This is a genomic window from Demequina soli (genome assembly GCF_000971195.1).
Lineage (GTDB): Bacteria > Actinomycetota > Actinomycetes > Actinomycetales > Demequinaceae > Demequina > Demequina soli.
Map to the genome: position 1 here is coordinate 345942 of NZ_BBLZ01000003.1, position 15370 is coordinate 361311.

At 72.8% G+C, this 15370-nt stretch carries 14 protein-coding genes; 3 read left to right on the forward strand and 11 right to left on the reverse strand.

Annotated features, from left to right (window positions below):
* Window positions 1-84: 84 nt before the first annotated feature.
* The 8 genes from era to hrcA are packed head-to-tail and all read right to left on the reverse strand — an operon-like array spanning window position 85 to window position 7072.
* Entirely contained in the window at window positions 85-984 is a 900-nt protein-coding gene (era, locus tag AOM04_RS08150; RefSeq protein ID WP_062464264.1) for a GTPase Era, read from the reverse strand.
* Window positions 981-2288: a hemolysin family protein gene (locus AOM04_RS08155; RefSeq protein WP_062464265.1), complete on the reverse strand. Its 1308-nt coding sequence runs from the start codon at window positions 2286-2288 to the stop codon at window positions 981-983. The genes era and AOM04_RS08155 overlap by 4 nt, the downstream gene beginning before the upstream one ends.
* On the reverse strand, window positions 2285-2734 hold the full coding sequence (ybeY, locus tag AOM04_RS08160) for an rRNA maturation RNase YbeY (RefSeq protein ID WP_062464266.1): 450 nt from the start codon (window positions 2732-2734) through the stop codon (window positions 2285-2287). The genes AOM04_RS08155 and ybeY overlap by 4 nt, the downstream gene beginning before the upstream one ends.
* On the reverse strand, window positions 2731-3741 hold the full coding sequence (locus AOM04_RS08165) for a PhoH family protein (RefSeq protein ID WP_082104540.1): 1011 nt from the start codon (window positions 3739-3741) through the stop codon (window positions 2731-2733). The genes ybeY and AOM04_RS08165 overlap by 4 nt, the downstream gene beginning before the upstream one ends.
* A 38-nt stretch (window positions 3742-3779) precedes the next feature.
* Entirely contained in the window at window positions 3780-4121 is a 342-nt protein-coding gene (locus tag AOM04_RS08170; RefSeq protein WP_062464268.1) for a histidine triad nucleotide-binding protein, read from the reverse strand.
* 50 nt (window positions 4122-4171) lie between these two features.
* Window positions 4172-4927: a 16S rRNA (uracil(1498)-N(3))-methyltransferase gene (locus AOM04_RS08175; protein WP_062464269.1), complete on the reverse strand. Its 756-nt coding sequence runs from the start codon at window positions 4925-4927 to the stop codon at window positions 4172-4174.
* Window positions 4928-4930: 3 nt separating this feature from the next.
* On the reverse strand, window positions 4931-6064 hold the full coding sequence (gene dnaJ / locus AOM04_RS08180; RefSeq protein WP_062464270.1) for a molecular chaperone DnaJ: 1134 nt from the start codon (window positions 6062-6064) through the stop codon (window positions 4931-4933).
* The gene (gene hrcA / locus AOM04_RS08185; protein WP_062464271.1) at window positions 6065-7072 is read right to left on the reverse strand and encodes a heat-inducible transcriptional repressor HrcA; all 1008 of its coding nucleotides are present in this window, start codon (window positions 7070-7072) and stop codon (window positions 6065-6067) included.
* Window positions 7073-7270: 198 nt separating this feature from the next.
* Here hrcA and AOM04_RS08190 point away from each other — a divergent pair, with 198 nt between their 5' ends.
* Complete coding sequence (locus tag AOM04_RS08190) at window positions 7271-7663, forward strand: DUF4870 domain-containing protein (RefSeq protein ID WP_062464272.1); 393 nt, start codon at window positions 7271-7273, stop codon at window positions 7661-7663.
* 82 nt (window positions 7664-7745) lie between these two features.
* Window positions 7746-8216 carry a DUF4870 domain-containing protein gene (locus AOM04_RS08195; protein ID WP_062464273.1) on the forward strand — a complete coding sequence of 157 codons (471 nt, stop codon included), beginning with the start codon at window positions 7746-7748 and terminating at the stop codon, window positions 8214-8216.
* Here AOM04_RS08195 and AOM04_RS08200 read toward each other — a convergent pair.
* The 3 genes from AOM04_RS08200 to lepA form a co-directional block, all read right to left on the reverse strand.
* Entirely contained in the window at window positions 8180-10285 is a 2106-nt protein-coding gene (locus AOM04_RS08200; protein ID WP_369401360.1) for an acyltransferase family protein, read from the reverse strand. The genes AOM04_RS08195 and AOM04_RS08200 overlap by 37 nt on opposite strands.
* A 144-nt stretch (window positions 10286-10429) precedes the next feature.
* Window positions 10430-11611, reverse strand: a complete 1182-nt coding sequence (gene hemW / locus AOM04_RS08205) for a radical SAM family heme chaperone HemW (RefSeq protein WP_062464462.1) — start codon at window positions 11609-11611, stop codon at window positions 10430-10432.
* Window positions 11612-11663: 52 nt separating this feature from the next.
* On the reverse strand, window positions 11664-13568 hold the full coding sequence (lepA, locus tag AOM04_RS08210) for a translation elongation factor 4 (protein ID WP_062464275.1): 1905 nt from the start codon (window positions 13566-13568) through the stop codon (window positions 11664-11666).
* Between the two features lie 115 nt (window positions 13569-13683).
* On the opposite strand from lepA, the gene AOM04_RS14555 reads away from it, so the two are divergent.
* On the forward strand, window positions 13684-15348 hold the full coding sequence (locus AOM04_RS14555) for a putative bifunctional diguanylate cyclase/phosphodiesterase (RefSeq protein WP_062464276.1): 1665 nt from the start codon (window positions 13684-13686) through the stop codon (window positions 15346-15348).
* Window positions 15349-15370 lie beyond the last annotated feature (22 nt).

Here is a 15370-nt window from a genome sequence, read left to right on the forward strand (position 1 = left end):
GGACGGGCGGGGACGATGCGGCGCCCGGGACCCGCGCCGACCATCGCGCGGAGTCACATGCGTCACACCTGTCATTGCCAATCGTCAGAAGCCCAGGCGGCCCAGCTGCTTCGGGTCCCTTTGCCAGTCCTTCGCGACCTTCACGTGCAGGTCGAGGTACACCTTCCGGCCGAGCAGGTGCTCGATGCCGGCGCGCGCCGTCGCCCCGACCTCCTTCAGACGCGATCCGGCGCGACCGATGATGATGCCCTTCTGCGAGTCGCGCTCCACGAACACGTGCGCGCGGATCTCCAGGACGGGCCGGTGCGCGTCCTCGTCGTCGGGCTCCACCATCTCCTCGATCACCACGGCGATCGAGTGCGGCAGCTCGTCGCGCACGCCCTCGAGCGCGGCCTCGCGGATGAGCTCGGCGATCCGGATGTCCTCCGGCTCGTCCGTGAGCTCGCCCTCGGGGTAGAGCGCCGGCCCAGCGGGCAGGTACTTGGCGAGCACGTCGACGAGCGTGCCCATCTGGATGTCCTTCACCGAGCTGACCGGGATGATCTCGGCCCACTCCCCCAGCGTCGACACGTCGAGCAGGTGCTCCGCGACGCGCTCGCGCGAGACCTTGTCGACCTTGGTGACGATCGCGACCACCGGCGCACGGGTCTCCGCGAGCTCGCGCGCGATCCAGCGGTCGCCGGGGCCCACCTTCTCGTCGGCGGGCAGGCAGAACCCGATGACGTCGACCTCGGACAGGGTCTCGCGCACCAGGTCGTTGAGGCGCTCCCCCAGCAGGGTCCGGGGACGATGCAGGCCGGGCGTGTCCACGATCACCAGCTGGGCGTCGTCCCGGTTGACGATGCCGCGGATCGCGCGCCGTGTGGTCTGCGGGCGCGACGACATGATCGCCACCTTGTCGCCTACCAGGGCGTTCATCAGCGTGGACTTGCCGGCGTTGGGGCGTCCCACGAACGCCGCGAAGCCGGAGCGGTGGTCGGTCATTCGTCCTCTTCCTTCTTGCCGCGCCTGCGCGGCGATGTCTCGATCTCGTCCGTGGTCGGGGCGGCCTCCGCCGCGCGCGACGCGATCACGGACACCAGCCTGCGCCTGCGGCCCTCGGCGCGCTCGGCGAGCAGGTCGATCCCGTGCGCGGACGCGCGGGATCCGGGGATGGGCACCTTGCCCAGGGCCTTCGCGAGGAGGCCCGCGACGGTCTCGACGTCCTCGTCGTCGATCTCGACCTCGAACAGCTCCGCGAGCTCGTCGAGCCCGCAGCGCGCGGGGATGCGGAAGCGGCCGGCGCCCAGGTCCTCGACCTCGGGCACGCTGCGGTCATGCTCGTCGACCATCTCGCCGACGATCTCCTCGAGCGCGTCCTCGATGGTGACGAGGCCCGCGACGCCGCCGAACTCGTCGACCACGATCGCGAGGTGGAACACTTCATCCTGCATGCGGCGCAGCAGGTCGTCCGCGGGCACGGACTCGGGCACGAACACCGGCTCGCGCATGAGCGCGTCGATCGGCTCCTCGAGCCGGCCGGGGTGGTCCCACGTGGCCTGCACCACGTCCTTGAGGTAGAGCACGCCGACCGTGTCGTCAACCCCGTCGCCGATGACCGGCACGCGGGAGAAGCCCGACCGCATGAACAGCAGCATCGCCTTGCGTGCCGCCGTGCCGGCCTCGATGGTGATCATGTCGGTGCGCGGCACCATCACCTCGCGCGTGAGCGTCTCGCCCAGGCCGACGACCGAGCGCAGCAGCTCGGCGTCCTCCTCCTCGAGCGCGGTCCCGGCCTGCTCGACCAGGTCCTCCGGCTCGGAGAGCTCACGGATGCGCAGCGCGGGCACCACCGCGCGGATGGGCGTGGTGACGCGGATGAGGCTCCAGGCGAGCGGCGCGAGCGCACGGATCGCGGGCTCCGGGGCGCGGCGGGCGGCCGCGCGCGGCCACGCGCGCACCACCACGAGCGACAGGAAGGCCGCCACGACCCACGCGAGCAGCAGCGTCCACGCGGTGTCCCACCCGAGCGCGTCGCCCAGGCCGAGCGCGAGCGCCGTCCACGCGACCACCGCGACGGCCTCGAGCACGGCGTACGCCACCGAGGCGGCGTTGTCGGCGTGATCGGGCAGCGACGCGAGCCGCGCGGCACGCGTGGGGCGGCCGTCGGGGCGGAGCTGGGTGGCCATGCGGCGCTCGTCCGCGTACGGCACCTGCTCGAAGGCGGCGACGATCGCGTGCAGCGCGGCGGCGCCCGCGAGCCCCGCCACCGCCACGACGACGAGCAGCGTGATCGCGGTCGACGTCATCGGTTCGCGAGGAACGTGAGCAGGAGCGTGCGCTGCAGCGCGAACATCTCCTTCTCCTCCTCCGGCTCCACGTGGTCGTAGCCCAGGAGGTGGAGGATGCCGTGCGTGGTGAGCAGGAGCATCTCCTCCTCGGCGCTGTGGCCGGCGGTCGCGGCCTGACGCTTGGCGACGGACGGGCACACGACGATGTCGCCGAGCAGCCCCGCGGGCGTCGGGTCGTCGGGCGTGCCCGGCCGCAGCTCGTCCATGGGGAAGCTCAGCACGTCGGTGGGGCCGGGCTCGTCCATCCACTGCAGGTGGAGCTGCTCCATCGCGGTCTCGTCGACGAAGAGGATCGCGAGCTCCGCGCCGTCGGCGACGTGCATCTGGCCGAGCACGTAGCGGGCGAGCTCCGCGAACTCGACCTCGTCGATGGTCGCGTCGGTCTCGTTGTTGACCTCGATCATCGCTGCTCCTCCTTGTCGAACCGGCGCTTCTGGCCGGTCGGGCGCTTCGTGCGCGCCTGGTCCTTCTCGTCGTTCCTGGCGTAGGCGGTGATGATGTCGCTCACCAGGCGGTGGCGCACCACGTCCTCGGCGCCGAGGTGGCAGAACGCGATGTCCTCGACCCCGGTGAGGATCTCGGAGGCGGCGCGCAGACCCGACTTGGTCCCGCCGGGCAGGTCCACCTGGGTCACGTCGCCCGTGACCACCATGGTGGTGCCGAATCCCAGGCGCGTGAGGAACATCTTCATCTGCTCGCGCGTGGTGTTCTGCGCCTCGTCGAGGATCACGAACGCGTCGTTGAGCGTGCGCCCGCGCATGTACGCGAGCGGCGCGACCTCGATGGTCCCGGCCTCCATGAGGCGCGGGATCGACTCGGGGTCCACCATGTCGTGCAGCGCGTCGTACAGGGGGCGCAGGTACGGGTCGATCTTCTCGCTCAGCGAGCCGGGCAGGAAGCCCAGCCGCTCCCCCGCCTCCACGGCGGGCCGCGTGAGGACGATGCGGTTGACCCGCTTGGACTGCAGCGCCGCGACCGCCTGCGCCATGGCGAGGTACGTCTTGCCGGTGCCCGCGGGCCCGATGCCGAACGTGATGGTGTGCGAGTCCATCGCGTGCACGTACGCAGCCTGGCCCTGCGTCTTGGGACGGATGGTGCGGCCGCGGGTGGACAGGATCGAGCGGCTGAGCACGCCCGCGGGGCGCTCCGCGACCGCGGTGGCCGGCGTGCCGGGGGACGATGCGCCGGTCGCCCGGAGCATCCGCACGGACTCGCGCGCGACCTCCGGGGTCAGGGGCACCCCCGCGCCGAGCACGTCACGCAGCTCCTCGACGGCCGACGTGGCGGCGTCGACGTCGTCCTGGTCGCCGCTCAGGGTGATGCGGTTGCCGCGCACCAGGATGTCGACCGCGGGGAACGCCCGCTCGACCTCGCGGAGCACGCCGTCGCCGGAGCCGAGCAGGTCCGGCATCCTCGCCGCGTCCTCGACCACGACCACCCGGGTCACGCTCACGCGTCCCACCCCAGCGCGCCGCCGTTCATGACGTGTCCGTGGACGTGGAACACGGTCTGGCCGGCGGCCGCGCCCGTGTTGAAGATGAGGCGGTACTCGCCGTCGCACTCGGCGTCGGCGACCTGCTGCGCGACGACCGCCATCTCGGCGAGGACCTCGGGAATCTCGCGGGCGGCGGCGGCCACGTTCGGCACGTGGGTCTTGGAGGCGACGAGCACGTGCACGGGGGCCTTCGGGGCGATGTCGCGGAACGCGATGACATTCTCGGTCTCGACGACCTTCGTCGCCGGGATCTCTCCGGCGACGATCTTGCAGAAGATGCAGTCCGTGGTGCTCATGGACCTAGCGTAATGACCTGGGCGGACACCCGGGCGCCCCGGGCAGGCGCTCAGGAGCGCGACCAGTGGCCGCGCAGCGCGCCCAGGGCCGCGAGCGCGGCCGGACCCGCGGAGGACGCCCGCAGCACGTGCGGGCCGAGCACGACCGTCTCCGCGCCCGCGGCCGTGAGGACCTCGACCTCGGCGTCGGCGATGCCGCCCTCCGGGCCGACCAGCAGCCACACGGGCGCGTCCGCGTCCTCCCAGGTCAGCGACGCGATGGGGGTCGCGGCGGCCTCGTGGAGGATGAGCACGCGCGTGCCCGAGGCGACCGCCTCGCCCACCCTCGCCGCGAGCTGGCGGGTGGTGAGCGCATCGTCCACCGTGGGCACGAGCGCGCGGCGGCTCTGCTTGGCGGCTGCGAGCGCGAGCGACGCCCACTTGTCCCGGCCCTTGGCGGCCTTGGGGCCGCGCCACTGCACGATCGCGCGGTCCGAGGACCACGGGACGATGCGCGTGACGCCGAGCTCGACGGCCGCCTCGACGGCCTGCTCGTCGCGGCCGCCCTTGGCGAGCGCCTGCACGAGCGTGATCTCGGGGTCGGCGTCGCGGCTCACGGCCTCGACACGGACCTCCATCCACCGGTCGCCGGTCGCGACCAGCACCCCGGCGGCACGGGTGCCGGCGCCGTCGACCACGTCGACGCGCTCCCCCACCTGGCGGCGCTGGACGGTGACGGCGTGGCGCGCCTCGTCGCCCTCGACGCGCAGGACGTCGCCCGCGACGGCCGAGGCCGCCGCGGGATCGACGAAGACCGGCGCGGTCATCCCCTAGTGGCCCTTGAAGGCGTCCCGCAGGCGCGAGAACACGCCCCCGCCGATGGGAGCGAGACGCGCCTCGGGTGCCTCCTCGCCGCGGAGCGCCGCGAGCCGCCGCAGCAGCTCCGACTGCTCGTCGGTGAGGTCCGTCGGGGTGACCACGTCGAGGTGGACGAAGAGGTCGCCGCGGCCGGCGCGCTGAAGCTTGCCCACGCCCAGGCCCTTGAGCTTGACGGTCGAGCCGGCGTGCGTGCCGGGCCGGACGTCCACCTCCTGGGGGCCGTCGAACGTGTCCACGGACAGCACGGTGCCGAGCGCGGCCGCGGTCATGGGCACCTCGAGGTTGCAGTGCAGGTCGTCGCCGCGGCGCTCGAACACCGCGTGCTGACGCTCGCGGATCTCGATGTAGAGGTCGCCCTTGGGGCCGCCCGCGACTCCCGCGTCGCCCTGCGCGGTCATGCGGATGCGGGTGCCGGTCTCGACACCCGCCGGGATGTCGACGCTCACGGTGTGGCGCGCGTGCGTGCGGCCCTGGCCCGAGCAGTCGGTGCAGGGGGTGTCGATGGTGGTGCCGTAGCCGCCGCATGCGGGGCACGGCGCGGTGGTCATGACGTTGCCGAGCAGCGAGCGCGCGACCCGCTGGACCGAGCCCTGGCCGTTGCACTGGCGGCAGCGGTTGGGCTGGGTGCCGGGGGCGCAGCACGAGCCGTGGCACGTGCCGCACACGTCGGCGAGGTCCACCTGGATCTCGCGGGTGACCCCGAAGACGGCCTCCTCGAGCGTGACCTCGGTGTGGACGAGCGTGTCGCCGCCGCGCTGCACGCGCGACGCGGGGCCGCGCTGCTGCTGGCCGAACGGGCCGGCGCCGCCGCCGAAGAACGTCTCGAAGATGTCCTCGAAGCCGAAGCCCTGCGCGCCGCCGGCGCCGCCCGAGGCGGACCGGGGGTCGACGCCGCGGTCGTACTGGGCCCGCTTCTCGGCGTTGCCGAGCACGTCGTACGCGGCGGAGACCTCCTTGAAGCGCTCCTCCCCGTCGGGGCCGGCGACGTCGGGGTGCAGCTCGCGCGCGAGCTTGCGGTACGCCTTCTTGATCTCCGCCTCGGACGCGTCCCGCGAGACGCCCAGCGCGGCGTAGTAGTCCTTCACCTAGAGCTCCACCACTTTCGACAGATAGCGGGCGACGGCGCGTACGGCTGCCATCGTCCCTGGATAGTCCATGCGTGTCGGTCCGAGAGCGCCCACGAGCGCGGCGGCGTCGCGGCCGTAGGCCGCGGCGACGATCGAGGTGCGCGACAGCGCCTCGTGGTGCGTCTCCGCGCCGATGCGAACCGAGACATCGTCCCCCTCGGCCGCCATCTCGTGCAACAGCCGGAGCAGCACCACCTGCTCCTCGAGCGCGTCGAGCACCGGTGCGATGGTGCCGGCCTCGAGGCCGGAACCCTGGCGTGCCAGGTTGGACGCGCCCGCGAACACCACGCGCTCCACCGTGCCGCCGCGCGCCGCCTGCACCACGAGGTCCGCGACCGCCCCGGCCCACGGGACCTGGTCGGGCGCGGCCGCCCACATGGTGAGCGCCGCCTCGAGGTGCGCGCCCGACAGGCCCAGCGCGGTGGCGTTGACCTCCCGCACGGCCCGCTCGAACGCCTCGTCGGACGTCGCCTCGCCGAGCGCGATGGTGCGCTGGTCGACGCGCGCGTCCGCGGACACCACGACCACGAGCGCGTGCTCCGCGCCCATGCGCACCAGCTCGATGCGGCGGATCGCGGACTCGCGCAGCGACGGGTACTGCACCACCGCGACCTGGCGCGTGAGCTGGCTGAGCAGCCGCACCGACCTCTCGACGACGTCGTTGAGGTCGACGGCGTCGGACAGGAACGTGCCGATGGCGCGCTTGTGCGCCTCGGGCAGTGCCGTCGCGGCCAGCTGGTCCACGAACGAGCGGTAGCCCAGGTCCGTGGGGATGCGGCCCGCCGAGGTGTGGGGCTGCGCGATGAGCCCCTCCTCCTCGAGGATCGCCATGTCGTTGCGGATCGTGGCGGACGAGACTCCCAGGGAGCGTGCGTCCGCGAGGGCCTTGGACCCCACGGGCTCGTGGGTGGCGACGTACCCCTCCACGATCGCGCGGAGCACGGCGCGGCGACGTTCCTCGCTCACTGACCCTCCTGGCACTCGGACTCGACGAGTGCTAATCCTATCGCGGGGCCCGGACGGCCCCTCCGGGCGCCCTTCCCCGGCGCGCTGCGCATCGTCCCCGGAACCCCGACATCCCGGATCTACCGGGGCGTTCTGGCTACGCTGGAGGAGACGGCGCCGTCAGGCGCGCCCGTCGCGGACCGCATCCGAGGAGAACCCATGACCGACTACCCGCCGCCCCCGCCGCAGTCCCCTCCGCCGCCCCAGCAGCCGTACGCGTCGCAGCCGATGGCCGAGAGCGACGAGCGCCTGTGGGCCCTCTTCTCCCACCTGGGCATCATCTTCTTCAGCTTCCTGCCGCCGCTGATCATCTGGCTGATCTTCCGCGAGCGCAGCGCATTCGTGGACGACCAGGGCAAGGAGGCGCTCAACTTCTCGATCCTCGTCACGATCGCGCAGATCGTCGGCCTGGTCACCACGCCGATCCTCATCGGCTTCGTGATCCTGCCGGTCGTCGGGATCGCGACGCTCGTGTTCTGCATCCTCGCGGGGATCGCCGCGTACCGGGGCGACCGGTACCGCTACCCGTTCAACTGGCGCATCGTGAAGTAGGGGACGTACCCCGAGCAGGATCAGGGCCCCGCTCCGCCTCGTGGTGGATGCGGGGCCCGCCGCTTCTTGGGAGGGTGGAGCCATGACCACGCAGCCCGACCCTCAGATGCCCCAGGACGGCCCGCCCGTCCCGCCGCAGCAGCCTCAGGCGGCCCCGACGCCGCCGCCCTACGCTCCCCCGGCCCCGATGCTGGAGAGCGACGCCCGCACCATCGCCATGCTGGTGCACATCCTCGCCGCCGTCGCGCTCGTGATCTCCGCGGGCACGCTCGCCTTCGTGGTGCCGCTCGTGATGTGGCTCCTCTACCGCGAGCGCAGCGCGCTGGTCGACTGGCACGGCAAGGCGAACCTCAACCTGCAGCTCACGTCGCTCGTCGTGATCGTCGGCGGCGTGATCCTCGGGTTCGTGACGTTCTTCATCGGGTTCTTCGTGACCATCCCCGCGATGATCGCCTACGGGATCTACGCGATCGTCATCTCGATCGTCGCGGGCGTGCGCGCCAACCGCGGCGAGTACTACCGGATCCCGCTCGTCATCCCGTTCGTGAAGTAGCCGCCCTCGACGGCCGGGCGCGGGTCTCCCGCCCCGGCCGTCGTCGCGTCCGGGTCCGTCCCGGCGGGCTCCTCCGAGGCCTCCGCCAGCCCCGTCTCGACGACCTCGACGAACGTCTCCTGCCCGTCCACGTCGGGATGGATGCCGTCGGGGCCGAGCACCGACGGGTCCTCCTCGACGGCGCGCTGCCAGTCGGCGACCACCACGTTGTCGTGGGCGCCGGCCGCGCGCCGCACCGCGCGCTGCGAGTCGGGCATCCACGACCGGTCGCCGTACGGCGTCACGAGCACCACGCGGCGATCGCCGGCGAGGCGGATCAGCCGCTCCATGTCCTCGTCGGGCACGGCGCCGTTGGTGCCGAGCGCGACCACCACGTACGGCCGCAGCCGGCCCTTGCGCGCGAGCCGCTCGACCACGTCGACGCCCGCCGCGAACTGCCGGCCCACCTCGGCGTCGACCGCGATGCCCGGCATGGCGTCCGCCAGCGCGGGGGCCGAGCCCAGCGCGACCGAGTCGCCCACCATCGTGACCTGGTCGCCGTCGGGCGCGCGCGCCGGCAGCGCACCCGGGGGCGGCACGCGCGCGGGCAGCGGCGGCTCGCCGTGCGCGAGGGGGGACGATGCGCCGGTGCCGGGCGTCGGGACGTCCGAGGGCGTCGCGTCCGGGGTCGGGAGCGCCGGCCCGGACGGGGCGTCGCCGCCGGCCGCGATCGCGGCGCCCGCGTCGAGCTGCATCTCGAGCCCGGTACGTGCCGGGGCGGCGGCGATCGCCGCGCACGCGAGCGCGAGCAGGCCCGCTCCCGCTCCCCCGACGAGCGCGACCCGGCGGCGCCGGACCCTGCGGCGCACCGCGCCGTCCGGAGCCACGGGGTAGAGCCAGCCGAGCATCGCGCGGCCCGCGCGACGGAACCCCATGCGCCGCACCGGCGTCTCGATCCAGCGGTACGACGCGGTCGCGGCCCCCACCGTCAGCGCGAGCGTGAGCGCGACCGTGAGGAGCGAGGCGTCGCGCACGCGGCCGCCGTCGAACGCCGTCGCGAGGACCACGAGCACCGGCCAGTGCCACAGGTAGAGGCCGTACGAGCGGGCCGCGACCCACCGCGCCGGGCCCGTGTCGAGGGCGCGGCCGATCGCGGGCACCGCGACCACCATGTGGATCGCCGCGGCCGCAGCGAGCGAGGCGAGCAGCAGCCCGCCGCGGTACGTCCAGGTCGAGTCCCACGGCAGGAACGCCGCGAGCGCACCGAGCGACAGAAGGCCCGTGATGCCGAGCGTGGTCGCCCGGGCGGGGTGGGCCTGCGGGGCGCCGCGCGCATCGTCCGCCGCCCACCAGAACGCGAGGGCGGCGCCGATCATGAGGCCGAACGCGTGCGTGTCGGTGCCCATGTAGACGCGCGTCGCGTCGCCGTCGGCGGGCAGCAGCGCCGCCATCGTGAGGGCGGATGCGGCGGCGACGGCGGCCGCACCGGCGGAGGCGCGTCGCGCGACGATCCCGAGCCCGAGCGCCGCCATCACCGCGAGCGGCCACAGCACGTAGAACTGCTCCTCGACCGCGAGGGACCACAGGTTCTCGAACAGGTGCGGAGCGGACGCCGCGGCGTAGGACTGGCCGAGCGCGACCGTCACCCAGTTACTCGTGAAGGTCGCGGCCGCCGCGACCTGCGCGCCGGCGCCGACCAGCAGGTCGCCCCACACGGACCCCTCGACGAGCTCGCCGCGGATCTGCAGCGCGGACACCGCCACCGCGACCGACGCGAGGCCCACGACGAGCACGGCCGCGAGCGCGGGGAGGAGCCGGCGGGCGCGGTGCAGCCAGAAGCGGCGCAGCGAGACCCGGCCGGTGCGCGCGTGCTCTCGCAGCAGGATCGTGGTGATGAGGAAGCCCGACAGCACGAAGAACACGTCGACGCCGATGTAGCCGCCCGGCAGCGACGCCGGCACGAGGTGGTACACCACCACGAGCGTGACGGCGAGCGCCCGCAGCGCGTCGAGACCCGCGATCCGTCCCCGAGGGACGGCGCGGGCCTCCGTGGCGCGCGGGAGGGCCCGCGTGAGGGTGTCGGTGTCGATGGTCCTGCGTGGACGCGCCCGTCGGCGCGTCCGCTCCTTTCGTGCCGGTCAAGGGTAAGCGGGGGCGGGGACATCCCGGACGCACGGGGCGAATCCCCTCGTCGCCCGGCGGGTCGCCGCGCGGGGTCACGACGTGGGGGTCGCTCAGAAGGCGAGCGCGCGCACCGCGAGGTCGGCGAGCAGGCGGCCGCGGCGCGTGAGGCGCAGCGTGCCGCGCAGGGCCGCCGTGCCGTCGATCACCCCGTCGGCGATGAGCCTCGCGATCGCATCGGCGCGGCCCGGGACTGCGTCCGCCGGGATGCCCTCCGCCAGGCGCAGGCGCAGCATCACCTGCTCGAGCCGGAGGTCCTCGGCGTCAAGGGGCTCGCCCTCCGCCTCGGGGCTCTCGCCCGCCGCGAGCCGCGCCGCGTAGGCGCGGGGATGCTTGACGTTCCACCAGCGGCGCGCCTCGACGGGGCCGGACGGCAGCACGCGCGGCCCGAGGTACGAGTGGGCGCCGGGGCCGATCCCCCACCAGTCCTGGCTACGCCAGTACGCGAGGTTGTGGCGGCACCGGTCGCCTCGCTCGCGCGCCCAGTTCGACACCTCGTACCAGGAGTAGCCGGCCTCGCTCAGGAGCGTGTCGGCGAGCTCGTACATGTCGGCCTGGACGTCGGGATCGGTCGGCTGCACCTCGCCGCGGCGCAGCTGCGCGCCCATGCGCGTGCCGGGCTCGATGACGAGCGCGTATGCGCTCACGTGGTCGGGCTCGAGCGCCAGGACCGCCTCGAGGCTCGTGCGCCAGTCGTCGAGCGACTCCCCCGGCGTGCCGTAGATGAGGTCGAGGCTGACCTTGAGGCCCGCGTCGCGGGCGGCCGCGACGGCGCGCTCGACGTTCGCCGGGTTGTGGGTGCGGTCGAGCGTCCTGAGCACGTGCGGCACCGCCGACTGCATGCCCAGGCTCACGCGCGTGAACCCGGCGCGCGCGAGCGCGTGCAGCGACTCGCGCGTCACGGAGTCGGGGTTCGCCTCGGTGGTGACCTCCGCATCGGCGCTCAGGCCCCACGTGCCGCGGATGCCGTCGAGCAGCGCGATGAGCGCGGACGAGTCGAGCATCGTGGGCGTGCCGCCGCCGAAGAACACGGTGCGGGCCGGACGCGCGTCGCCGGGCATCGCCGCGCGCGCCAGCGCCATCTCCTTGAGCGCCGCCTCGACGTAGCCCTCGCGGGTGGCGCCCTCGACCTCGCCGGGGGCGTACGTGTTGAAGTCGCAGTAGCCGCAGCGCACCGAGCAGAACGGCACGTGGACGTAGACGCCGAAGTCCCGCGCCCCCACAGCGGTAGTCATGTGCTCATCATGCCTGGTGAGCGCGGCGTCCGTCGTGTCGGACGTGGTCACGCTACTTCTTCTTGCCCTTGTCCGAGCCGTCGTCGGAGGTGGACAGCGCGGCGATGAAGGCCTCCGGCGGCACCTCGACGGAGCCGATGTTCTTCATGCGCTTCTTGCCGGCCTTCTGCTTCTCGAGCAGCTTGCGCTTGCGGGAGATGTCGCCGCCGTAGCACTTCGCGAGGACGTCCTTGCGGATCGCGCGGATGGTCTCGCGCGCGATGATGCGCGAGCCGATCGCCGCCTGGATGGGCACCTCGAACTGCTGGCGGTCGATAAGGTCCTTGAGCTTGGTGACCATCGACAGGCCGTACGAGTACGCCTTGTCCTTGTGCACCACCGCGCTGAACGCGTCGACGGTCTCGCCCTGGAGGAGGATGTCGACCTTCACGAGGTCCGCCGCCTGGTCGCCGGCGGGCTCGTAGTCGAGCGAGCCGTAGCCGCGCGTGCGCGACTTGAGCTGGTCGAAGAAGTCGAACACCACCTCGGCGAGGGGCAGCGTGTAGTGCATCTCGACGCGCGTGTCGGACAGGTAGTTCATGGTGCCCATGACGCCGCGGCGCTCCTGGCACAGCTCCATCACCGTGCCGATGAACTCGCTCGGGACCAGGATCGACGCCTTGACGACCGGCTCGCGGACCTCGTGGATCTTGCCGCCGGGGAACTCGGAGGGGTTGGTGACGGTGTGGACCTTGCCGTCCTCCATCTCGACCTCGTAGACCACGTTGGGCGCGGTCGAGATGAGGTCGATGCCGAACTCGCGCTCGAGGCGGTCGCGCACGATCTCGAGGTGCAGCAGGCCCAGGTAGCCGCAGCGGAAGCCGAAGCCGAGCGCCACCGAGCTCTCGGGCTCGTAGACCAGCGACGCATCGTTCAGCTGGAGCTTGTCGAGGGCGTCGCGCAGGACCGGGAAGTCCGAGCCGTCGAGCGGGAACAGGCCCGAGTAGACCATCGGCAGGGGGTCGCGGTAGCCGCCGAGCGACTCCTCCGCGCGGCGGCCCGCGAGGGTGACGGTGTCGCCGACCTTCGACTGACGCACGTCCTTCACGCCGGTGATGAGGTAGCCCACCTCGCCCACGCCGAGGCCCTTGGTGGGCACCGGCTCGGGGCTGATGACGCCGATCTCAAGCAGGTCGTGCGTCGCGAGGGTCGACATCATGGCGATCTTCTCGCGCGGCTTGAGCTTGCCGTCGACCACGCGGACGTAGGTGACGACGCCGCGGTAGGTGTCGTACACCGAGTCGAAGATCATGGCGCGGGTCGGGGCCGATGCGTCGCCCACCGGGGCGGGGATGTCGCGGACCACGCGGTCGAGCAGCTCGGAGACGCCCGCGCCGGTCTTGCCGGACACGCGCAGCACGTCGTCGACGTCGCAGCCGATGAGCTGCGCGAGCTCCGCCGCGTAGCGGTCCGGGTCGGCCGACGGCAGGTCGATCTTGTTGAGCACCGGGATGATCGTGAGGTCGTTCTCCATCGCCAGGTACAGGTTGGCGAGCGTCTGGGCCTCGATGCCCTGCGCGGCGTCGACCAGGAGGATCGCGCCCTCGCACGCGGCGAGCGACCGGGACACCTCGTAGGTGAAGTCGACGTGGCCGGGGGTGTCGATCATGTTGAGCGCATGCGGCGTGCCCTCGACCTCCCACGGCATGCGCACGGCCTGCGACTTGATGGTGATGCCGCGCTCGCGCTCGATGTCCATGCGGTCGAGGTACTGGGCCTTCATCTGGCGGGGCTCGACCACGCCGGTGAGCTGGAGCATGCGGTCCGCGAGCGTCGACTTGCCGTGGTCGATGTGCGCGATGATGCAGAAGTTGCGGATGAGCGCCGGATCGGTCGAGGCGGGCTCGATGCGGGGATCTGCAGACACGGTGATGACGGTTCCTCGGCTCGGACGGAAGGGTGCGGGCCATTCTCCCATGAAGTCCGAAGGCGACGCCGCTGCCCTCCGCCCTCATGCCCGGGCCCGGGATGCCGATAGACAGGACGGACCGGACGCGACCGCGGCCGGACGACGACCCGGGAGGGAGACCGCGATGACCGAGTCCGACCTGTTCCGACCCGCGTTCGACGGCTCGCCGATCGGCATGGTGGTGCTGGGCGCCGACGGCGCGCTGCTCGACGCGAACGGCGCGTTCGCGCGCATCGTCGGCCGTACCGTGGCGGCGCTGCGCACCTACCGCCTGCGCGACCTCACGCACCCCGACGACGTCCCCCGCGACGAGGAGCTGCGCTGGCAGCTCGACGCGGGCGAGCTGCCCTACTTCCAGGCGCAGACCCGGCTCGTGCACCGCAACGGCGACGCCGTGTGGACCCGCATGACCGTCTCCCCCGCCGCGGGCGGCGGCGAGGCACGCTACCTCGCGCACGTCGAGGACATCACCGAGATCCGCCGCGCGAAGGACCTCCTGGAGCGGCGTGCGCTGTACGACCACCTCACGGGCCTGGCCAACCGCACCCACCTGCTCGAGCGCCTCGAGGGCGCCCTCGAAGCGCGCCGCACGGACGCCCACACGGTCGCGTGCATCTTCCTCGACGTCGACCACTTCAAGGTGGTCAACGACTCGCTCGGCCACGAGGCGGGCGACACGCTGCTGCAGGAGATCGCGCGCCGGATCAAGGGCGCGGTGCGCCCCGGCGACACGGTCGCCCGGCTCGGCGGCGACGAGTTCGTCATCATCCTCGAGTCCGTCGCCACCCAGGCCGCCGCCGAAGCGTTCCTCACCGTCATCGCCGCGGACATCCAGGTGCCCTTCACCGTCGCCGGGCACGAGGTGGTGCCGACCGTCAGCGCGGGCCTCGCGCTCGCCGAGCCCGAGGTCACCGCCGAGAGCCTGCTGCGCAACGCCGACACCGCGATGTACGCCGCTAAGCAGCGCGGCCGCGCCCGCGTCGAGATCTTCACGGACTCGCTGCGCTCGACCGCGCTCAACAAGCTGTCGATCGAGTCCGAGCTGCGCGCCGCGATCCGCGAGGGCGAGCTGGTGGTCCACTACCAGCCGATCGTGCGGCTCGACACGGCCGAGGTGGTCGCGTACGAGGCGCTCGTGCGGTGGAACCACCCCAACCGCGGGCTGCTGCTGCCCGAGGAGTTCATCGAGGTGTGCGAGGAGGCCAACCTCGTGGTCCCGCTCGGCGCGTTCGTGATCATGGACGCGTGCGAGATGATCGCCGCACACCCCGAGTTCACCGGCCGCGTCTTCGTCAACGTGTCGACCCGGCAGATCGGCTCCGCCGACCTCACCCGCGTCGTCACGCACGCGCTCGACGCCACCGGCATCGACCCCGCACGTCTGGGCCTCGAGATCACCGAGTCGGGCATGCTCATCGCGACCCAGGCCGCCAAGTCCGACCTCGACGGGCTCACGTCGCTCGGCATCGACCTCATCATCGACGACTTCGGCACCGGCTACTCCGCGCTGTCCTCGGTGCTGCTCAACCCGGTGTCCGGCCTCAAGCTGGCCCGCGAGTTCACGTTGCGCCTGGGCGACCGGGGCACCGGCGACCGCATCTCCACCACGGTCGCCGCGCTCACCCGCAGCCTCGGGATGTCGGGCGTGATCGAGGGCGTCGAGTCGGAGGCGCAGCGCGCGATCGCGCGCGAGCACGGCTGGCAGCTCGGGCAGGGCTTCCTCTTCGGCCACGCGCGACCGGTCGACGAGCTCGACCTCGGCGGCGTGGACGTCGTGGCGTCCGCGTAGCGACCCCCGGTACCGTCGGCAG

Coding starts and splice junctions, on each gene's coding strand:
- AOM04_RS08190 (WP_062464272.1), top strand. CDS start 7,271: ATGACCGACTACCCGCCGCCCCCGCCGCAGTCCCCTCCGCCGCCCCAG.
- ybeY (WP_062464266.1), bottom strand. CDS start 2,734: ATGATCGAGGTCAACAACGAGACCGACGCGACCATCGACGAGGTCGAG.
- AOM04_RS08155 (WP_062464265.1), bottom strand. CDS start 2,288: ATGACGTCGACCGCGATCACGCTGCTCGTCGTCGTGGCGGTGGCGGGG.
- AOM04_RS14555 (WP_062464276.1), top strand. CDS start 13,684: ATGACCGAGTCCGACCTGTTCCGACCCGCGTTCGACGGCTCGCCGATC.
- AOM04_RS08175 (WP_062464269.1), bottom strand. CDS start 4,927: ATGACCGCGCCGGTCTTCGTCGATCCCGCGGCGGCCTCGGCCGTCGCG.
- AOM04_RS08195 (WP_062464273.1), top strand. CDS start 7,746: ATGACCACGCAGCCCGACCCTCAGATGCCCCAGGACGGCCCGCCCGTC.
- AOM04_RS08165 (WP_082104540.1), bottom strand. CDS start 3,741: ATGCCGGACCTGCTCGGCTCCGGCGACGGCGTGCTCCGCGAGGTCGAG.
- lepA (WP_062464275.1), bottom strand. CDS start 13,568: ATGGGAGAATGGCCCGCACCCTTCCGTCCGAGCCGAGGAACCGTCATC.
- era (WP_062464264.1), bottom strand. CDS start 984: ATGACCGACCACCGCTCCGGCTTCGCGGCGTTCGTGGGACGCCCCAAC.
- hemW (WP_062464462.1), bottom strand. CDS start 11,611: ATGACTACCGCTGTGGGGGCGCGGGACTTCGGCGTCTACGTCCACGTG.
- AOM04_RS08170 (WP_062464268.1), bottom strand. CDS start 4,121: ATGAGCACCACGGACTGCATCTTCTGCAAGATCGTCGCCGGAGAGATC.